The 19,074-nt window shown below is 55.5% G+C and carries 20 protein-coding genes; 13 read left to right on the top strand and 7 right to left on the bottom strand.

Going from position 1 to position 19,074, the window contains the following annotated elements:
• A complete protein-coding gene (locus tag LAO76_03485) occupies positions 1 to 489 on the bottom strand; it encodes a DUF2384 domain-containing protein (protein ID MBZ5489978.1) in 489 nt (162 codons plus the stop codon).
• Between the two features lie 219 nt (positions 490 to 708).
• A complete protein-coding gene (locus LAO76_03480) occupies positions 709 to 1,863 on the bottom strand; it encodes an AI-2E family transporter (protein ID MBZ5489977.1) in 1,155 nt (384 codons plus the stop codon).
• Between the two features lie 87 nt (positions 1,864 to 1,950).
• Here LAO76_03480 and ruvX point away from each other — a divergent pair, with 87 nt between their 5' ends.
• From ruvX to LAO76_03435, 9 genes are all read left to right on the top strand, one after another.
• Positions 1,951 to 2,331, top strand: coding sequence for a Holliday junction resolvase RuvX (gene ruvX, locus LAO76_03475; protein MBZ5489976.1), 381 nt, complete (start codon positions 1,951 to 1,953; stop codon positions 2,329 to 2,331).
• A gap of 177 nt (positions 2,332 to 2,508) precedes the next feature.
• A complete protein-coding gene (gene mltG, locus LAO76_03470; protein MBZ5489975.1) occupies positions 2,509 to 3,501 on the top strand; it encodes an endolytic transglycosylase MltG in 993 nt (330 codons plus the stop codon).
• Positions 3,502 to 3,627: 126 nt separating this feature from the next.
• Positions 3,628 to 4,563, top strand: a complete 936-nt coding sequence (locus tag LAO76_03465) for a hypothetical protein (protein MBZ5489974.1) — start codon at positions 3,628 to 3,630, stop codon at positions 4,561 to 4,563.
• 54 nt (positions 4,564 to 4,617) lie between these two features.
• Positions 4,618 to 5,724 carry an ABC transporter permease gene (locus LAO76_03460; GenBank protein ID MBZ5489973.1) on the top strand — a complete coding sequence of 369 codons (1,107 nt, stop codon included), beginning with the start codon at positions 4,618 to 4,620 and terminating at the stop codon, positions 5,722 to 5,724.
• A 312-nt stretch (positions 5,725 to 6,036) separates the two neighbouring features.
• Positions 6,037 to 6,249: a hypothetical protein gene (locus LAO76_03455; protein MBZ5489972.1), complete on the top strand. Its 213-nt coding sequence runs from the start codon at positions 6,037 to 6,039 to the stop codon at positions 6,247 to 6,249.
• Positions 6,250 to 6,351: 102 nt separating this feature from the next.
• Positions 6,352 to 7,050, top strand: a complete 699-nt coding sequence (pgsA, locus tag LAO76_03450; GenBank protein ID MBZ5489971.1) for a CDP-diacylglycerol--glycerol-3-phosphate 3-phosphatidyltransferase — start codon at positions 6,352 to 6,354, stop codon at positions 7,048 to 7,050.
• A gap of 36 nt (positions 7,051 to 7,086) precedes the next feature.
• Positions 7,087 to 7,416, top strand: coding sequence for a hypothetical protein (locus tag LAO76_03445; protein MBZ5489970.1), 330 nt, complete (start codon positions 7,087 to 7,089; stop codon positions 7,414 to 7,416).
• Between the two features lie 260 nt (positions 7,417 to 7,676).
• Positions 7,677 to 8,924 carry an ABC transporter permease gene (locus tag LAO76_03440; GenBank protein MBZ5489969.1) on the top strand — a complete coding sequence of 416 codons (1,248 nt, stop codon included), beginning with the start codon at positions 7,677 to 7,679 and terminating at the stop codon, positions 8,922 to 8,924.
• A 4-nt stretch (positions 8,925 to 8,928) separates the two neighbouring features.
• Positions 8,929 to 10,173 (top strand): ABC transporter permease, encoded by a 1,245-nt coding sequence (locus LAO76_03435; GenBank protein ID MBZ5489968.1) that lies wholly within the window; start codon positions 8,929 to 8,931, stop codon positions 10,171 to 10,173.
• Between the two features lie 22 nt (positions 10,174 to 10,195).
• Here the strand turns inward: LAO76_03435 and LAO76_03430 are convergent, their stop codons facing one another.
• From LAO76_03430 to LAO76_03415, 4 genes are all read right to left on the bottom strand, one after another.
• The gene (locus tag LAO76_03430) at positions 10,196 to 10,594 is read right to left on the bottom strand and encodes a hypothetical protein (protein MBZ5489967.1); all 399 of its coding nucleotides are present in this window, start codon (positions 10,592 to 10,594) and stop codon (positions 10,196 to 10,198) included.
• A gap of 48 nt (positions 10,595 to 10,642) precedes the next feature.
• Positions 10,643 to 11,179, bottom strand: a complete 537-nt coding sequence (locus tag LAO76_03425; protein MBZ5489966.1) for a hypothetical protein — start codon at positions 11,177 to 11,179, stop codon at positions 10,643 to 10,645.
• Positions 11,180 to 11,282: 103 nt separating this feature from the next.
• Entirely contained in the window at positions 11,283 to 11,978 is a 696-nt protein-coding gene (locus LAO76_03420; protein ID MBZ5489965.1) for a GNAT family N-acetyltransferase, read from the bottom strand.
• 24 nt (positions 11,979 to 12,002) lie between these two features.
• Complete coding sequence (locus LAO76_03415) at positions 12,003 to 12,914, bottom strand: pirin family protein (protein MBZ5489964.1); 912 nt, start codon at positions 12,912 to 12,914, stop codon at positions 12,003 to 12,005.
• A gap of 406 nt (positions 12,915 to 13,320) precedes the next feature.
• Here LAO76_03415 and LAO76_03410 point away from each other — a divergent pair, with 406 nt between their 5' ends.
• On the top strand, positions 13,321 to 13,827 hold the full coding sequence (locus tag LAO76_03410; protein MBZ5489963.1) for a hypothetical protein: 507 nt from the start codon (positions 13,321 to 13,323) through the stop codon (positions 13,825 to 13,827).
• Between the two features lie 18 nt (positions 13,828 to 13,845).
• Here the strand turns inward: LAO76_03410 and LAO76_03405 are convergent, their stop codons facing one another.
• A complete protein-coding gene (locus LAO76_03405; GenBank protein ID MBZ5489962.1) occupies positions 13,846 to 14,703 on the bottom strand; it encodes an alpha/beta hydrolase in 858 nt (285 codons plus the stop codon).
• A 287-nt stretch (positions 14,704 to 14,990) separates the two neighbouring features.
• Between LAO76_03405 and LAO76_03400 the strand changes: the two genes are divergently transcribed.
• The 3 genes from LAO76_03400 to LAO76_03390 all read left to right on the top strand — a co-directional run bounded on the left by LAO76_03400 (position 14,991) and on the right by LAO76_03390 (position 19,034).
• Entirely contained in the window at positions 14,991 to 15,407 is a 417-nt protein-coding gene (locus LAO76_03400) for a heme-binding protein (protein ID MBZ5489961.1), read from the top strand.
• Between the two features lie 168 nt (positions 15,408 to 15,575).
• Positions 15,576 to 17,885, top strand: a complete 2,310-nt coding sequence (locus LAO76_03395) for a hypothetical protein (protein ID MBZ5489960.1) — start codon at positions 15,576 to 15,578, stop codon at positions 17,883 to 17,885.
• 108 nt (positions 17,886 to 17,993) lie between these two features.
• Positions 17,994 to 19,034, top strand: coding sequence for an alpha/beta hydrolase (locus LAO76_03390; protein MBZ5489959.1), 1,041 nt, complete (start codon positions 17,994 to 17,996; stop codon positions 19,032 to 19,034).
• Positions 19,035 to 19,074 lie beyond the last annotated feature (40 nt).

Raw genomic sequence — 19,074 nt, 5'->3', positions numbered from 1 at the left:
TTATGCGGCCATGCCTTCGTCAATCTGATACAAGGCTTCTTCGACTAAGCGGCTCCCTGCCTCGGTTGCCATCATGTCAACGGGTGTGCGGCCATGAAAGCGCTTTTTGGGTGAACGGAGCCACAACATTCCTTCTTTGGAGTCGCCGAAAATCTTTTCTGTGAGAGCGGCCAACCGAGCCACGCGCACAGCGCGGTCTGACTCCTCACGGCTAAGGTTTTCTTTGCGGGCGCGACGGTGCTGGAGCGTGCGCCGGGGCACAATCACGGAATAGACTTCTTTTTCCAGAATTCCATGCTCCATCAGGGCTGAAATTGCGGCCACGGGAAGACGCTCTTCCACCAGCGCCACCAAATCAGCATCGGACTTCAAAGGACTCCGGATTCCAAGCTTCTTTCGCATACTGTGAAGGACCTCGTGGTCTGCCGGCGCGTGCGGAATTTCCGCAGGGCCAGAACCATAATCATGTTTCACTTTGCCTAATTCCATGCGGCTCCCTTGTTCGCCAAGTAACATTTTGCCATAACAATCATGGCATTTTGCGCGGCAAAAGTCACGCCTAAAAAGAGCCAGAGGAGGATTTTCAAGAGTGAGATGATGTAAGTGGTTTTAATTGCAGCGGTTCACGGGGAAAGCCCCCGGCCCATTCATAGAGCCGCAGAATTTCGCAACGAAAGGGTTCGCTACGCTTCGGGATTACAGAAAAAACTACTCTCCCATCCAGTCCCCAATTGCCCGCAGGGAAACCACATGGTCGCAGACGATCTTCACGGCGCCCATGATCGGCACAGCCAGGATCAATCCCATGGCGCCCCAGATAAATCCCCAGATGAGTAGTGAAATCGTGACTACCAGAGGGTTCAGCTGCAGCCGCTTGCCCAACACTTTGGGATAAAGAACATTCATGGCCAGCAGGTGTAGAGCGACAACCGTTACAGCCACCAGAAGCAGGCGCGTGTCACCCATCACGCCCAAGCCGGCGGCAATAGGTGGGAGCATGGCTACGGCAATGCCCAAATAAGGCACCAAGCTGAGAAAGCCGCTGATAAAGCCGACGAAATAAAAGTAGGGTACTCCAAGAAATCCAAAGATCACTGCGCTGCAAACGCCTATGAAAAAGCCGATGAGAAAGTTTCCGGCAATAAAGCTTTTCATCATGGCGGAAATGTGGCCCAGCGTAACGTAAGCGGTGCTGCGGTATTCAGGACGGAAGAGCTGCACTGACTTGGTTCGGGCGTGCTCCTGCCAGCTCAGCATGAAATAGGTGAGAAAGGGAATGAAGCAGAGCGTGAGCACCACTTCAGTCACCGCGCCGATCTTGTCTGACATTCCGCCCGGCGCCCCCTGGTTTTCAACTTTCACCGGCATCGGCTTTTTGGCGTTTTTGTCTTCAGGGAATACCTGTTGCGTTGTCTTTTCCAGTTCGGTGGTCTGCTGGCGAAAATGCGCGAGATGGCTGCGAATACGGTCAGAATATTTGGGTAATTCGTGGACAAAGCTCATGGCTTTGCCATAAAGAAAGTAGCTTCCGGCATACATAAGAGCGAGCATGAACAGGACAGCCAGGAACGCTCCGGCGGCGCGCGGCAAGCGGGCTTTTTCCAGCAGGTTCACCACGGGCTCCAGCATGAATGCAAACAGGACCGAAACCAGCAGCGTTACTAGTATCAGCTTGGCGACATAGCAGATGGCCAGAATGACGGTGCACCCGACAACAATCTGTGCCACCGCGCCCGCATGCAGGACGGTATTGAGCTTGCGCTGGTTTCTTTGTTCCAGCTCTTTTTCCGCGAGCTGGTTGTCCGGGGCTTCCTCCGGCATGAGCTGTTCAAGTCCGGGAGGAAGAACGCGATTCGACGCCATATGACTAGGTGAGATGCAGAAACTCGTATAATCGCCGCAGTGGGAGCCACCGGACGCATCCTGGCCATTGACTACGGCAGCCGTCGCATGGGACTGGCCGTAACCGATCCGCTGGGCATTACCGCGCAGGGGATTGAGACGCTGCAACGCAAGAACAATCGCGCCGATTTTGGCCGGCTGGAGCGGACGATCCGCCAGTATGAAATCAAGGAAATCGTGCTGGGAAACCCGCTGCGTATGAGCGGACAGGAAGGCACGCAATCGCAGAAGGTGGCGGAGTTTGCGGAAGAGCTGCGCAAACGCTTTCAACTTCCGGTCCATCTCTGGGATGAGAGACTCACGTCAGCCGAAGCTAACCGCCTGCTGCGCGAAAACGAAGTAAGCCTTAAGAAGCGAACCCAAGCCGTGGACCGGATGGCCGCAGTGCTGATCCTGCAAAGCTTCATGCAGTCGAGAAGCGTCCTATAGCTTAGGGCGGGCCAACTTCTGCCCGAGCGAATCCTTCCAAAGGATGAACGCGCGAAGCCGACTCATTGGCTCGGATGCCGGCGGTTCATTGTCCATTCGTGATGCGCCATGGATGGCAAGATGGCTGCGCGAAACGGATTCGCCCTTAGAATATAAGAAGACAGAAAAGCCGAATCAATGTTGAAGTTTCTCTTTAGGACGATTGTGGTGTTGCTGGTGCTGGCGTGCGTTTTGCTGGCATACGGCCTGCTTGTGCCCGCCGGGCCTACGCAGCAGAAGCTGGTGCAGCTTAAGCCCGGTTCTTCTGCGCGCCGCATCGCGGCTGATCTGGCGCATGCCGGAATCATCCGCAGCCAGTACGCGTTCCTGGCGTGGCACTATCTCCATGGACGCAAACCGCTGAAAGCCGGTGAGTATGCTTTTGATCATCGCGCTACCGCGCGAGAGGTGTATGACCGCATTGCGCGCGGCGATATTTATTTCCAGACGCTGGTTGTGCCGGAAGGCTACAACATGTTTGACATCGCGGCAGCGATTGAAGAAGCGCAACTGGGCAAGCGCGAAGATTTCCTGAAGGTCGCGAGGACTGACACGGCACTGATCAAAGATCTTGATCCGCAAGCCCCGAGCCTTGAAGGCTATCTGTTTCCAGACACATATCACTTCACGCGGACGCAGTCTTTGCATGACATGGCTGCGGCCATGGTGCGGCGCTTCCGCCAGGCAGCCAAGGACGTTGGCCTGAACCAGAATTTTCATTCGGTTGTGACAATGGCGAGCATCGTGGAAAAAGAGACAGGCGCGCCCGAAGAACGGCCGGAAGTTGCCAGCGTGTTTTACAACCGGCTGGACAAACACATGGTGCTGGCTACCGATCCGTCAGTGATTTATGCCGCGCTGTTGAATAACCGCTATAACGGCGTGATCCACCAGTCCGACCTGCACTTTGATTCACCGTACAACACCTACCGGACCGCCGGGCTTCCGCCAGGACCGATTTCCAATCCTGGAAAGGCGTCATTGCAGGCGGCGTTGCATCCGGCCCAGACCGATTACCTGTTTTTCGTGAGCGACAACCAGGGACACCACCGGTTTGCGCGCACTGATTCAGAACATCTTGCCAATGTGCAGGCCTACCGGCGGGCGCTGGCTCAGGCGGTAAACCGGTAAGACGTCGGGCGAATGACGCAAAATGTCATTGTTTGCCGTGGGTTGCCGGAATTACGGACAACCGGTCGTCCGTTATACTAAGTGCATCCAAATTACAGGTGTAAGACTGGACGGATGCACTTTCATTTGCGTAAAACTACTCTCATATTTTTAATTGCTGTTTTATCGGCCATCAGCGGTTGCGGGTTCCGCTCGTCCCATCCGGTAAAAATGCGCACCAGCACGGCGACGCTCAAAGACGCGACGCTTGACCAGTTGGTGGAAAGCATCAACACCAACGCCGAAAAGCTGAAGACGATGAAAGCAACCGTCGATATTGACAGCTCCATTCTGGAAGAGAAAAAGAACCAGGTAAAAGATAATCCGCAGGTTGCCGGGGTGATCCTGGTGCGCAAGCCGGAGATGCTGCGCATGCGGATTTATGTGCCGGTGCTGCACAACGTGATGGCAGACATGGTCAGCAACGGCAAAAATTTCGAGCTGGCGTCGCCGATCAAGAGCAAATTTTATGTGGGATCGAACCAGCAGCCGGCCAAGCCTTCACCGCAGCCGCTGGAAAATTTGCGTCCGCAGCATATTTCTGATGCGCTGCTGCTGAAGCCGATTGAACAAGGCAAAGAAATTGCCGTGCTGGAGAGCACAACAGAAGTTGTGAAGGACCCCAAGACCCACAAAGACGTGGAGCAGCTGGCGTACACGCTGGTAGTGATTGATAAAGACAGCGCCGGTTATTATCTTTCGCGCAAGATCGTGTTCAGCCGGACCGATCTTCTCCCGCACGAGCAATCTATCTATAACCGGCAAGGCCAGTTGGTGACATTTGTCCGGTATGAGAATTTTACTGATTACTCGGGACTTTTGTTGCCGGCAATCGTCTCCATTCAGCGTCCGATCGAGGGTTACGGCATCACCATTTCCATGGTCAAGCTGGAGGTGAATGTTCCGCTGACCGATGAGCAATTTGTGCTGACTCAACCACCAGGATCGCAAGTGATTAATTTGGACACCAAGTCCTCTGCCTCCACTATTTCTGAAGAAGAGAGCAAGAAGCCCAGGCAATAACCGTGGTCTGCGAAGAAGAACGCTCCGGCGTTCTTTGTGCGGTTTTAAAACTTTATGAACAAAATGATTGTGGCCAACCTGGTCCACCGCCCGATTCGATCTATTATTTCTATTTTTGCCGTGGCCGTAGAAGTCACGCTGATCCTGATGATCGTGGGATTGGCGATGGGAATTCTGGATGACAACAAGGCGCGCCAGGTAGGCATCGGCGCGGACCTCACGGTTCGGCCTCCGGGATCATCCAACCTGGCGGCATTCGGCGGCGCTCCGGTGCCAATGCGCGTGGCTGACATCCTGCGCAAGCAACCGCATGTCGTCGGCGTTTCGCCAGTGGTTTTGCAGGTGACTTCGACCACGAACATCGAGATCATCTATGGCATTGATCTGGAGTCATTCCAGGCGCTGGGCGGTCCCATGCGGTATCTGCAAGGCGGTCCATTTCAAGGGCCGGATGACATGATTGTGGACGATCTGTTTGCCGCAAGCAACAAAGTGCATGTGGGTGACACGGTGAACGTGCTGAATCACGCGTTCAAAGTTTGCGGCGTGGTGCCTCACGGACGCGGCGCGCGCCGGTTTATTCCCATTACCACCATGCAGGACCTGATTGGGGCACAGAACAAAGCTTCAATGTTCTATGTAAAACTGGACGATCCAATCAATGCCGATGCGGTGGTGGAGCAGCTCAAGAGCATCCCCGGCATGGAGAGTTACAACATTCTTTCCACCAGCCAGTGGCTGGCTGCGACCTCAGCGGACAAGATTCCAGGGCTGAACCTGTTTATCAAAATCGTAATCGGGATCGCCGTTATCATCGGCTTTATCGTGATTTTCCAGTCAATGTATACGGCGGTGATGGAGCGGACGCGAGAAATCGGGATATTGAAGTCTCTGGGCGCTTCCAAGTCGTATGTAGTGCGGGTAATCCTGCGGGAAACGCTGCTGCTGGCGGTCTCTGGGATTCTTGTAGGTTACATCATCAGCACAATTGGACAGGTGAGCCTGGTGCACCAGTTCCCGACATTGCGCGTGGAGCCGATTACCTTAAAATGGGCGATTTATGCTGCATTGATCGCGATTGGCGGGGCCATGCTGGGGGCAGTTTATCCGGCATTCAAGGCGGCGCAGAAAGATCCAATTGACGCGCTGGCGTACGAGTAAAGCAGCCCTTAGCTATTAGCATTCAGCCAAATCCGTTTACCGCAAAGGACGCGAAGATCGCAAAGGAATGAGGGAATGGTTTGATCGTTCTTTCGTCGTTTGCAACGATCATTAAGTCGCGATCACCGGCTATCCTAAAAGCGCTGCTGCTGAGGACACGAGAACGCCGGAAATCTGCTTAGTGAACTTCCCAATCTTTTCTTTGCGTCCTTTGCGCCCTTTGCGGTGAACAGGGTTTTGCTGAAGGCTGAGTGCTGACTGCCGCGCTTCTGCCCGTTACAATAGATATTTGCATTCATCTTTGGAGGATTCATGGACCCGCTAGCAGGAATCGTCGGCGCGCGCCGGAATGAGGACATTGCCCTGGACTTGATGAAATTTATTGCCGCCACCACCAACTTTGGAAAGACCGTTGCTTCAGGCGCCGGATTCCACGGCGGCGTGGAGAACAAATCAGAGGATTACGCCACCCACCTGCTGGAGCTGTACACGCGCTGCCTGGATACAGTTAGCGGCAAGAAATAGCGAAAGCTAGAGGATTCTGGTCCGCAAAAGTTAAGTTTGCGCTTGGAGCCAAATCCAAGGATAATCAGGGCAGCCGAAACGCCCGGCTGCTCTGTTTCCTCTGTGAACCTGCCGAACTACATAACGCTCTCTCGGATTGCCGCTATCCCACTGATCATATGGGTGCTTACCACGCCCTACTTCAGCGGAAAAAGCGCCAAAGAAGAGACGCTGCGCGTGGTGCTGGCTTCCGGCATTTTCATTCTGGCCAGCATAACCGACGGCTTGGATGGTTATCTGGCGCGCCGTCGCGGCCAGATCACCACCATGGGCATGCTGCTGGATCCGCTGGCGGACAAGCTGATGATCGCCGCCTGCTATATCACTCTGCTCCGCCTTAGCCCCGACATCGTGAATATATGGGTGGTGGTGCTGATTATCGGCAGGGAATTCCTGATCAGCGGCCTGCGGTCGATTGCGGCATCAGAAGGCTTTACCATTGAAGCCAGCGAACTGGGCAAGCTCAAAATGGTGGTGCAGATTGTCTCAGTAGTGGCGACTATACTGGCCCTGCGCTGGGACACGTGGTATTTCAACCTGCGGGTATTCTCGTTTGTGCTAGACGTGGACCTGGTAGCGCGCATGGCCATATGGTTCATGGTGGCCGTGTCATTGATTTCGGCTGTGGATTACTTCTGGGGCTTCTGGAAGAAGATTGATAAAAGGGTGGAGCGGCGCCGGCGGCGTCCGTTTATCCTGAGTCGGCGCAAGAAGAAGGCGATGCAGGAAGCCGAAGCGAATAATCCAGCTAAAGCGCATTAAGACCGCGATTCCGGCAGTTCAAGATAAAATAAAGTCATGTCGACCGCGCCGCTTACATCCACTTCAAGCAGAGTATTCAAGGCCAGCCGCTGGACTCGCGGTAACTTACTCTTTCCCACTCGTATTGAAGTGAGTCCGGAACGGGTGTTGCGAATCAAGCCGCGGTTCTTTGGCAGCTCAGAGGAAAGCATTCCCATCACCAAGGTCGCCTCGGTTTTGATCAGCACGGGAATGCTCTGGTCGGATATCCGCATTGATTCCACCGGCGGCAGCAATCCCATCCTGAGCCACGGTCACAGCAAAGCAGACGCGGTGGCGATCCGCAACATTATCGAGCAGTACCAGCAGGGTCTTCCGCAAAGATAGCAGGAATCAAGCGTTCTCTATCAGGGCGAAAAGATACCTTAATTATCGAGCTTGTCGAGGGGACAATTCGGCCTTTTGGCCGTCTAAAAGCTTGGAACCACAGTGGCTTTCCAGCCGTATTACTGAAGAGTAATTGAAGGAAGATTGCCAGTACCGTCGAAAGTGCCAAAATTACGTGGATTGAAGCCTCAATTTTCGAACTCAGAGATCGTTAAAAATCGCTAGAAAAGAATTGAGGAGATGAAAGAAGCTGAGCGCAGATGAGAATGGCGTTGGACACGATCGGGCAGGTGCTGAGCATTTTGTGGGCGCACAAGCTGCGGTCATTTCTCACCATGTTTGGCATTGCCTGGGGCGTGGGATCGTTGCTGTTTCTGGTGGGCGTGGGTGAAGGGTTCAGGTCAGGGCAGCGCAAGAACATGGCGACGATTGGCGAGGACGTCATTTTTGCCTGGGGCGGGCAGATTCCGGTGGTCGCCGGCCAGACGCAAGACCAGCGCGGTTATTACCTGACTTATCAGGATTATCTGGACATCAAGCATGAAGCCACGCTGGTGGGCGACGTGGCCCCAGTGATTGGCAGGAGCGATATCCGCGCCGTGAGCGATTTTGCTTCGGCCAGCGGATTTGTGAGTGGAAGCACGCCGAACTTTAATCACATACGTTTTTTGCCGCAAGGCGAAGGGCGCTGGCTGAATGAGAGCGACGAAGAGCAGAAACGCCAGGTCTGCGTGCTCGGATTCCAGATGATGCGCAATTTGTTTCCCGGCAGGCCGGCCATTGGCAGCACCGTTTTGCTGAATGGGATCCGCTTTGAAGTGGTTGGCGTGCTGGCCAACATCGGGCGGCAGGAAAATAACCTGAACAATGTGCGTCTCTATATTCCCTTTGCGACGATGCACCAGTACTTCCCGATGAAGAATGAGCACACGCCGGACGACATCGGCAACCTGATCTTAAAGCCCGTGAGCCGGGACAAGCACGCGGGCGCGGTAGAGCAGATACACAGGATCATCGCGCGCAATCACGGCTTTGATCCCAGCAACAAAGACGCTTTCCAGGGCTGGGACACAGTGCAGACGCAAGACACGGTCGGCAAGATTTTTGACGGCATGGACATTTTTCTGGGCGGCGTTGGCATGGTCACGCTGGTGCTGGGCGCGATTGGGATTGTGAACATCATGCTGGTATCGGTAACGGAGCGGACGCGCGAAATTGGCTTGATGAAAGCGCTGGGCGCAACGAACCGGCGGATCCTTATGCAATTTTTTCTGGAAGGCGCATTTCTTACGGCACTGAGCGGAGGCACGGGCATTGCAATAACGGCGCTGGTGATGGCGATTCTGGCCAAGCTGCCAACGCCTCCGGGCTTCGATTTGCCCCATATTGTGCCGGCATCAGCAGCATTAGCCGTGGGATCATTATCGATTGCGGGCATTGTTGCGGGACTGTATCCGGCAAGGAAAGCTTCACTGTTGCAGCCGGTGGAAGCGCTGAGAAGGGAATAGGCAGATGGTCCACGATTTACTGGGACAGGCGTACTCATCGATCAAGCACAATCGCCGGCGCACGGCGCTGACGATGCTGGGGATGGCGTGGGGCATTGCCACCGTAGTAATCCTGCTGGCCTATGGCGCAGGATTTGGGCGGGCCATCACGGCGATTTTCTCCACCTTCGGCATGCAGATGATGGGAGTTTTCCCCGGACGAACTTCTTTGCAGGCGGGCGGAGCCAAGGCGGGCGTGCAGGTGCGCTTCACCATTGACGACGTGCAGCATTTGCAGGAGCAGATTCCGGTGGTGCGGCATATCACGCCGGAAGCGTCATTTCAAACCAACGTCCAGCATGAAAACCGGACAAAGCAGTTCAACGTAGGCGGATTTACGCCGGCCATTGTGCCGGTGCGCGCACTCAAGGTGGAGGAAGGCCGATTCTACAATGACGCCGACGAGATGCAGCGTTCCCGCGTGGCCGTACTGGGGTCGGACGCCAAGGACAAACTTTTTTCCGGCGAGCCGGCGCTGGGTGAAAGCGTCCGCATTGCCGGCATAAGCTTTGAAGTCATCGGCGTGCTTGAGCCCAAGATGCAGGAAGAAGGGAACGACAACGTAAACGCGATCGTGTACATTCCTTTTTCCACCATGGGCGATATCCGTGATACGCGGTACCTGGACGGAATATGGCTGGATTACGACGGCATGGAATATGACAAGGTGGAGGGCGATATTCGCAGCGTGCTGGGCGCGTCGCACGGTTTCAACGGCAAGGACCCGCGCGCGGTCTTTGTCTGGAACACGATGAAGAACCTGAACAACTGGCAGATCATCACCCTGGCGCTGCAGGTGCTGCTGACGATTATCGGCACGCTCACTCTGGGCATTGGTGGCGTGGGATTGATGAATATCATGCTGGTTTCCGTGACGCAACGCACGCGCGAGATTGGCGTGGAAAAAGCGCTGGGCGCGCGGCGGCGAGACATCCTGACGCAGTTTCTGGCTGAAGCCATGGCGATTACTTTTGCCGGCGGGTTGTTGGGCGTGGCCGTGGCTTACGTGATTTCATGGATTATCGGATCGATACCCGTTTACAGCGTGATGGCAAAAAACGCCGATGCGGGAGACATTCATCTGGCTATTTCACCGGTACATCTGCTGGTCTCTACGGGGATTTTGATTGTGGTAGGACTGATCAGCGGCATGTTACCCGCGATTAAAGCATCTCGGCTGGACCCGATTGAAGCGCTACGCTACGAATAAGTGTTGCGGTAACATTCCTGTTTCACGATAGCGTCTTGCAGAGCCCGCATAGAAAGGGCACCTTTCTCAAATTGTAATCTGCCAGGTCTGCGCCACAGTGGACGCACCGGAAGCGGCAGTAACCCGGGATGCCATACCTCTGCCAGGCAATTTCGTCCGCAGGCACGTACTCCCGGGCGATGGGCATGTCATTGTCAATAGAATCAAAATCCACGGATCGGCCATCCGGAGTTATTGCCTTATCTACATAATCCCATTCATTGCAATCATTGAAAATCGTAATCCGCCAGCCGTTTGTGGCTGTATAGGTCACATTGCCCGCGTAGATGTCCTGAGGAACGGATTCAGGATGCAGGGAGATTGTTCCCTCTTCAATCGCTTCCAGAAATTGAAGTAGTTCTTTTTCTGTGATGCCCGGCATTTGGTTTGGAAACAGATTATACGCCGCCCAAAAAGACGAACTCGCGGCTCAATCTCCCACCTTCCGAGCCACGCCCTGCAGCATCGGTTTCCAGGTTGCTCCGTTATCTTCTGACGTTACAACTTTAAAGACCTCTGTCTTTGCATCAGTAAATTCATTCGTCACTCGAACTACCGTTTTCTTGCCATTGGATTCAAAGCTTGAATCGTCATAAGTCCAGAGATTGCCCTTGATCGTGATTCCACCAGTAGTGGGCTTGGCGCCGGGATCGGCCAGCGTGGTGAACGAGTATTTGCCGCTCTTGCTGTCATAGGAGTAGACGGTGAACTGCCGATGTTCACCGCCCATGTTGACCAGTTGATCGCAGACCAGATACGAGCCTTGCGGCGACCAGCGGCATTCCAGGGTGGTGTGGGTCTTCTGTCCGCTGGTAAAAGCGCCTTCTGTTTCCCACTTGCCGACAAAAGCGCCGAGCTTTTTTGTGGGATCTTCTGATTTCGAATCTACAGCAGGCGCGGGCGTGGTTTGCGCGGATTTGGGCTGAGGCGAGTTGGGCGGAGCGGCGTTTGATTGCAGAGCATTCAAATGAACGTTGGCGACGAAAACAGCGGTTGCGAGTAATGCACAAAACGTATGCGCATTGGCTTCTCCTCAATCTGGAATGAGGCCCTTCAGCAGACAAATCTTACTACGGCTGCACGCGCCGCATTGTCTGTGAATAAAGCAGCGTGCGCTCTTTAAATCCCAGGCGATGGTAGATTCCGATGGCTCGCGTGTTGTCACTGCGGACGGTGAGAAATGGCCGGTCGTCGCGTGAGCGAATGCGCTCGATCAATGATCTCACGATGGCAGTCGCATAGCCGTGGCCTTCATATTCGGGAAGAGTGGCCACGGTAGTGATCTCGCGATATCCGGGGAGATGCAGCCGCAGTCCGCCCATGGCTACCAGCTTGCTGTCTTCGCGGATGCCGAGAAATTGTCCCAGCTTCTGGATGCGCGGGCAGAGCGTGCGTCCGGGACGGGTGGCTGTATATACAACGCTCATTTCAGGCACGGCCGCAGGCGTGAGTTCGATGACCGCAGGAGTAACGCTGGCCTGTGCGGACAGCGGCGGCGTTTCTGTTTCCTGCACCATCTGGTGCAGTTCAACGGCGCGGACGATCTCCCAGCTAGCGGGTATTTGCGGTGGCGAAGTGAAGTAGAGCGTTACCGCGTCGCGCTGGATGAGCTGGGCAAGCGAATCGAACGCCATGGCTGTATTGGCAGCGAGCGCTCCCAGCAGCGTCATTTCTGGCGAAAACCTCCGCGCCAAAGCCGAGGTATGCGCGTGCTGCGCTTGTTTGGTCGTGAGCGCTGTCCAGATGGGATTATCGAGCGGGAGCATGCGCTAGAGTGTATCGCATCCGCCTTAGACGTTCTTTGTCTTCAAAAACGTGCCCTTCTCCAGTTCCTGGAACGCATCTCGCAACTGTTCCTGCGTGTTCATCACGATTGGGCCGTACCATGCGACCGGCTCCTGCAGCGGTTTGCCGGAGACCAGCAGGAAGCGGATGCCGTCTTCGCCGGCCTGAACGGTAACTTCGTCGCCGCTGTCAAACAAGATGAGCGAACGATTATCGGCGTGCGAGGGCGGAGCAGTGTCGAGCCAGTTGACGCTTTCCGTCGGGACGGCAAGCGGCCCGGAAGCGTTGCAGAATTTGCCTGATCCACCGAAGACATAGGCAAAAGCATGGCGTGTGTGTTCCACCGGCAATGTCTTGCGGCGACCGGGCGCGACGGAGACGTCAATATACGTGGGATCGGCGGCGATGCCTTCCACAGGGCCTTTCTTGCCCCAAAAATTTCCGCAGACTAGGCGGACATGCGTGCCGTCATCGTCAGTGATTTCGGGAATTTCTCCGGTCTTTACCTCCTGATAACGCGGCGGAGTCATCTTGAGCGCCGACGGCAGATTGGCCCAGAGCTGGAAACCATGCATGCGTCCGGTGGGATCGCCCTTGGGCATTTCCTGGTGGATGATGCCGCTGCCGGCGGTCATCCACTGCACGTCACCGGCGGCGATGGCGCCGCGGTTGCCCATGCTGTCACCATGCTCGACCGTTCCGGCGAGAACGTACGTGATGGTCTCAATGCCGCGATGCGGATGCCACGGAAATCCGGCGAGATAGTCTTCCGGCAGCTCATTGCGGAAATCGTCGAGCAGAAGAAAGGGATCATAATCAGACGTATTGCCGAACCCGAATGCGCGCCGCAGATGCACGCCAGCACCTTCCATGGTGGGCTTGGACTTAATGACTTTTTTCACGGGACGGATGGACATGGAGGGCCTCCATAGAGAATCTTAACGCAACGGGCGGCAATCGGGAGATCTGGTGATCGCGCGTGATCCCACCCCAACACGCGAAAACCCGCGCGTGTCGGGGGCCCCGGAGATCGGGTGATCTGGAAAAACTCTACCGCGGATCAACGCGGGGATGATCGCGGATTGGAACAAAACAAAATTTATCGCGGAGACGCGGAGGAGGCAAAAGAGGCACCCCGCCCTTTCAAACTAAATTCATGGCATATTAGTTCGCATGGATTCCCATCCGGCGGTCCGCACATCCGACTTTCCTCCCCAGCTTGATCGGGCGGAGATAGAAAACCGCTGTGCGCGAGAATCGTTCACCTGAGGACCGCAAGCGCTGTGGCTGCTTTGCGGGCTGATTTGGCTCTTTTACCTGGTAGTGCGCGACATTCCTGAACTTGCCCGGAACACTGTGCTTTTTGGTTTAGGCGCAACCATGCTGGCAACGCTGGCCGTGTGGTATGAGATGCGGCGTCGCAAGCGGCAAGCGGTACTGTGTCTGCGCGGCCGCGTCGGGTTCTACCGCGGAAACCGCTTCCAATACAGCTTTTTGACGGAAGAGATGGTTCGGGTGCGGCGAGACTTTTTCGAACGCCTTATGATCGTCTTCAAGCTCCTGATACCTATGTTTTTGCTGATGGTGATTGTGGCCGTGGTGATGTTTGACGGCCTGAAACAGGCCCGGCAGCTTCAGTGGCAGGATTTTGCACTGTCCGTCTATGCCATGTTGTTCGCGCTTTTCGGCTTTGTAGCTTTGTGGCGTTCCCACTTCAAACTGGCATTCTTTTGGATTCCCAACGGCAAAGGCAAGACCAGCACGCCCTTCTATTTGCATCCCAGAGAGCTGCGGAAAATCGAAGAAGGCGATGCGCAAGCGATACGATAAACGCCCCTTCGTCCGCGTTTACCTCGCCAAAAATTCCGTTGTCTCTTTCAGAAACAGATCCAACTGGTCATGATGCACCCAGTGCCCGGCCTTTGGGACTTTGATCAGCCGACAATTTTGCATGGCGCTTACGCGCGGATCGTTTTCCGGCACCGGAGCAAAGCTTTCCAAGCCCCAGAAGAGCAGAGTGGGCGAGGTGATCTGGCCGTAGATTTCTGACGTGTCGGCAAGGTTGTGGCCGAAGGGTCCGATGGCGCGAGCATAATTATCGAACTTCCAGGTGAGGCAGCCTTCAGAATCCCAGTTGGTGCCGTGCAGAGTAAGATGGCGCGCGACTTCGTCACTCAGGTGCGGGTTGGCTTCTTTCATGCGGGACATGGCGGCGTCCAAAGTGGGATAAGGTTTGCGCTTGCGCTTTTCAATGTCTCGCCGGGCCTCAAGCCAGTAGCGCAGCCGGTTGGAAGCAGGGCCGTGCACGCGATGACTGGGCGGAAAGCCGATGCCTTCAATGGAAACGGCTTTGCTCACTTTGGCGGGATAGATGCCGGCATAGTGCAGCACGATGATGCCACCAAGCGAATGTCCGACGAGGCGGATAGGAAACTCGTCAATGATATCGAGCAGCGCGGAGAGATCGAGCACATGCTCAGCGACGCTGTACATGGCGCCGGGGGCCCAGGCGCTGTTGCCGTGTCCGCGCAGGTCGAGCGCATAGACGTGATAATGCTCGCGCAGGGAGCGGGCCACCCAGTCCCAGTTGCGCGCGTGGTCAAGGCCGCCGTGGACGAGCACCAGCGCGGGCTTGCCGTCCTGGCCGTAATCCCAGAACTGGAGTTTGAGCCGGTCAGAATAAAAGAAGTGCGAGATTGGTTCCATGGTGGTTGTTGAGAGTAACCAAGCATTCTAACTGGTAGGCGGCGCTTCTTGACACAAGCTTTCCCCAGACTTTAGACTCCGTTGCTCACGCAATCGCGGTGATTACAGACGATAACTAACCATAAGCAGTAACTAAATTTTTCTGGAGTCTCTTTTCCTTATGCACCTGTTGATGAAACTTCGCGCGCATGCGATAAAAAGAGGAGCAATGTACGATGTCATCACGCACGATCAAAATCTTGTCAGTCCTGGCGCTGGCTGTTTGCGCGTTGGGAATGGAGGCCCAGATGTTGCCTAATCCTTACGGACCACCCATCACCGTGGAAAACGCAAAGAAAGCCGCAGCTGCGGCGCTGGCGGAAGCCGTAAAAAACCACTGGGTCATGGCTGTTGCCATTGTCGATCCTAACGGCACGCTCGTTTATTACGAGAAAAGCGACAACACGCAGATCGGCAGCGCCAATGTCTCTATCAACAAAGCGCGTTCGGCGGCTTTGTATAAACGTCCGACCAAGGCGTTTCAAGATGCGCTGGCCAGCGGCGGCGCCGGGGTGCGCGTGATGGCGCTGGAAGGCGCAGTGCCGGTGGAAGGCGGAGTGCCGATTCTTTTGGACGGCAAAATTATCGGCGCGATTGGCGTTTCCGGAGCTAACAGTGACCAGGATGGCCAGTGCGCTGTGGCCGGAGCAGCCGCGATTAAGTAAGGGATTAAGCATCCTTGAGTAGCATGGCCTGCCGCCAACTGGGTTGGATGGCAGGCCGCTTTGTTAAAAGCATGTTAAAGCGCGGGCGGCTCTTGAGCGCTTCCAGCTGCTTGCAACCTGAGCTGCTGGATGCACATCTCAGCCATTACCCCTGGGTGAGAGTGTGCCATGGTTCGCGCAAAAACTTCGTCAGTAGTTCTGCAGGATGTCCTGAAGATTTCTTTCGTTGTAATAGTTATTTTTCTGATCGGCTGCGGCGGTGGAGCAGTAACGCCTCCCGTGGACAACGGTCCATTACAGGCGGTGATCGCGTTTGCCTCCGGCTCCAGCACGATTGTGCAGGGGCAAAGCACCACGCTGAGCTGGAAAGTCACCAACGCCGCGTCATTTTCCATTTCACCAGCGGTAGCTCCCGATCCTCTTCCGATGATTGGATCAGCCACTGTGTCGCCGTCGCAGACTACAACTTACGTTGGCACAGCGACGGATGCGAACGGGAAGACGGCTACAAATTCAGTTACCGTTACAGTCGTCCCGCAGGGTTCCGCGCCCACAATGTCGCTGAGCGTTTCTCCCAACGTTGTGGCTGCGGGGCATAGCACAACGCTGACATGGGCTAGCACGAACTCAACCTCGGTGACAATAAGTCCGTCAGTTCTGGGCGATGACGTGACCTCGGTTGCGCTTTCCGGTTCCACGGCGATTGTTCCATCGGCTACGACCACGTACACGGCAACGGCCACCGGAGCAGGCGGCATAACTGCCTCAGCCTCCGCGACCATAAATATTCTTGGCGTCACGCTGGTTGCTAGCCCAACAACGGTTGGTCCCGGGCAGACCGCCGCGTTGAGTTGGACAAGCAGCAACGCTGCCACTCTCAGCATTGATCAGGGAATTGGCGCGGTGAATGGCCCCAGCGGGAGCCTGAGCGTCTCACCGGCTGCGACCACCATTTATACGATCACGGCGACCAATGGCTCAGCCACAGCCACGGCCACGGCAACGGTGAACGCGCCGCTGGCTGTGACTTTGAAAGCCAGTCCGGCAAATATCGCGCCGGGAAGCCAGTCAACTTTGACGTGGGCTTCTACAGGCGCAGCATCCGTCAGCATTGATCAGGGTGTTCCACCGATTAGCGGCGCGAGCGGCAGTGTCTCTGTTTCACCGACGCAAAATACCATTTACACCATCACCGCCACGGACGCGCAGGGCCACACAGCTACGGCTGCAGCCACGGTAAATGTTGTAACCAATGGTGGCTTGCAGGGAATCAAGCACATCATCGTTATGCTGCAGGAGAACCGTTCATTCGATAGCTACTTCAGCAAGCTTGGCGACTATGCTTCTGCGAAATTCCCGGGCTACCAGATTAATGCCGGTTACGATCCCAACATCATTCTGCCGCTCTTTGATGGGACTACAGGACACCTGTTCCATGAGCCAACTGTCCGCACGGACAATCTGTCTCCGGCGTGGAATGAAAGCCATTTTGATATTGACCAGCAGACGGACGGCACATTCAAGATGGATCGCTTCGCAATGACCAGTCATTCAGTTTCTGCGCCCACCGACCCCAAGGGACTGCGGGCGCTGGGGCAATATGACCAGACCGATATTCCTTATTACTATGAACTGGCCACTCAGTTCGCTACCAGCGATTCTTTCCACTCGTCGCTGCTGGCCAACACCGTGCCCAATCGCCAGTACATGTTCTGCGCCACCAGCCAGGGAAGGATTTTTCCGTCGCCACAAGGATCGCCGCAGTGGACTTGTCCGACTATCTTTTCCAGCCTGCAAAATGCCGGCGTTCGCTGGTCTTATTACGATAAGGATGGAATCTTTCTGGCTGGTTTTACAGATTGGAACAATCTTGCGATTCGGGAAAAGACCGCTCCAATCCAAAACTATTTCGATATCCTGGCGCGCCCGACAGCGGATGACGACCTGCCTTCCTTTGTCTGGATTGATGCCGGTTTTGGCGGCAGTGGACTGGACGAACATCCGGAAAACAATATCCAGCAGGGCGCGGCCTACGTAAAAACCATCATCGATGCGTTGATGAACAGCCCCGCATGGCACGACTCCATCTTCATCCTGGCGTATGACGAAGGCGGCGGACTCTATGATCACGTGCCGCCGTTCACTGTTGTTCCGCCCGATAGCACACCGCCGCAGCTTGGACCCAACGATCTTCCTGGCGACTTCACGCTCAGCGGCTTCCGCGTGCCGATCATCGTGGTCTCGCCATTCGTGAAACCGCACTTTGTTTCTCACACCAACCGCGAGCTCACTTCGATCCTGAAGCTGGTTGAAACGCGCTTCAATCTGCCTCCGCTCACTGCGCGCGATGCCGCTGCAGACGACATGACGGAGTTTTTTGATTTTGTGAATCCGCCGGCGTTTCTCACGCCGCCACCATTGCCCGCCCAGCCGACAACCGGCCTGGACGATATCACCAAGCAAGCTCCTCCGCAGTAGCTACTTGCTGCGTTGTCGGTAAGGGCCGCAATTTTTGCATTGCGGCCTTTTTATTTTTTTGCGCTCAGGCCTCTCTATTAGCATTAGGAGCAGAGGCGAGCTTTACCTTTGGTTACGACATTACTCATGGCGATTGTCGCGGCGCTATTTTTACAAGCGCTGGCACAGTTCCTCTGCGTTCGCCGGGATGCACGCAAGTTTCCCGCGCCCGGCGTGATCGTGAATACCTCGCGCGGCAGCATGCACGTGTGCCAAATGGGCAGCGGCAATCCGCCGCTCGTCTTGGAAGCTGGCATTGCAGCCTCGTCGCTCAACTGGAGTATCCTGCAGCCTCAATTGGCGGAGTTTGCCGCGACTTACAGTTATGATCGCCCTGGTTTCGGCTGGAGTGCGCCGTCCACGCGGGAATGCACACTGCAGGAAATGTCAGACGACCTTCATGCCGTTGTTACGGCGCTCAAGATCACAACTCCCTATGTTCTTGTGGGACATTCGTTCGGCGCATTGATCCTGAGTGTCTATGCGCAGCGCTTCCCGGAAGAACTGGCAGGCATCATCCTTGTCGATCCGCTAACGCCTGAAGAGTGGATCAAGCCGCATCGCGCCCAGCGCTGGCAATTGTGGCGTGGTGTGTGGTTTTCGCGGGCAGGCGCCGCACTCGGCGGTATTGGCGTAGTCCGCTTCTGCCTATGGCTGCTGCTGCAGCAGCGCGGCAACAGCGGCGTACCTAAGCGCGTGCTGGGCCTGTTCGGCGGCAAAGCCAGTGAGACTGGTCTGCGCATTGTGGGTGAACTGGCCAAGCTTCCGCCGGAAACCGTTCGCATGATTCGCGAACGCTGGAGCCACGGAAGGTTTTTTCTGACCATGTCCCGTTATATCCAAAGGCTGCCGAAAAACGCCGCTGAAGCTTCACGCTTCCAGATTCCGGCGCACATCCCTGTCACAGTGATTTCCGGCGCGCACCAGCCGCCCGTGCTCCTGGCCGAGCATCAGGCCATCGCCACGCATTCATTGTGTGGCAAACATCTTATTGCTGAAAAAGGCGCGCACTGGGTCCATCTTGACCAGCCTGAGCTGATTGTTGAAGCACTGTGCGATATAGCAGAAAAACTGAAGGCGGAAAGTATTGAGAACTTCAATGGAAAATAATTACCACGCATCTCGTCAGTGTTTCTATGTTCTCCGTATG

This window comes from Terriglobia bacterium (assembly GCA_020072645.1).
GTDB lineage: Bacteria > Acidobacteriota > Terriglobia > Terriglobales > Acidobacteriaceae > Angelobacter.
This window is presented reverse-complemented; position numbering and strand designations above follow the sequence as displayed.

Bases quoted from the DNA above. Each gene is read 5' to 3' on its own strand.
- LAO76_03415 (MBZ5489964.1), bottom strand. From the start codon at position 12,914: ATGTCCATCCGTCCCGTGAAAAAAGTCATTAAGTCCAAGCCCACCATG.
- ruvX (MBZ5489976.1), top strand. From the start codon at position 1,951: ATGGGACTGGCCGTAACCGATCCGCTGGGCATTACCGCGCAGGGGATT.
- LAO76_03405 (MBZ5489962.1), bottom strand. From the start codon at position 14,703: ATGGAACCAATCTCGCACTTCTTTTATTCTGACCGGCTCAAACTCCAG.
- LAO76_03440 (MBZ5489969.1), top strand. From the start codon at position 7,677: ATGAGAATGGCGTTGGACACGATCGGGCAGGTGCTGAGCATTTTGTGG.
- LAO76_03445 (MBZ5489970.1), top strand. From the start codon at position 7,087: ATGTCGACCGCGCCGCTTACATCCACTTCAAGCAGAGTATTCAAGGCC.
- LAO76_03455 (MBZ5489972.1), top strand. From the start codon at position 6,037: ATGGACCCGCTAGCAGGAATCGTCGGCGCGCGCCGGAATGAGGACATT.
- LAO76_03430 (MBZ5489967.1), bottom strand. From the start codon at position 10,594: ATGCCGGGCATCACAGAAAAAGAACTACTTCAATTTCTGGAAGCGATT.
- LAO76_03435 (MBZ5489968.1), top strand. From the start codon at position 8,929: ATGGTCCACGATTTACTGGGACAGGCGTACTCATCGATCAAGCACAAT.
- LAO76_03395 (MBZ5489960.1), top strand. From the start codon at position 15,576: ATGGTTCGCGCAAAAACTTCGTCAGTAGTTCTGCAGGATGTCCTGAAG.
- LAO76_03485 (MBZ5489978.1), bottom strand. From the start codon at position 489: ATGGAATTAGGCAAAGTGAAACATGATTATGGTTCTGGCCCTGCGGAA.
- LAO76_03460 (MBZ5489973.1), top strand. From the start codon at position 4,618: ATGAACAAAATGATTGTGGCCAACCTGGTCCACCGCCCGATTCGATCT.
- LAO76_03480 (MBZ5489977.1), bottom strand. From the start codon at position 1,863: ATGGCGTCGAATCGCGTTCTTCCTCCCGGACTTGAACAGCTCATGCCG.
- LAO76_03400 (MBZ5489961.1), top strand. From the start codon at position 14,991: ATGTTGCCTAATCCTTACGGACCACCCATCACCGTGGAAAACGCAAAG.
- LAO76_03420 (MBZ5489965.1), bottom strand. From the start codon at position 11,978: ATGCTCCCGCTCGATAATCCCATCTGGACAGCGCTCACGACCAAACAA.
- mltG (MBZ5489975.1), top strand. From the start codon at position 2,509: ATGTTGAAGTTTCTCTTTAGGACGATTGTGGTGTTGCTGGTGCTGGCG.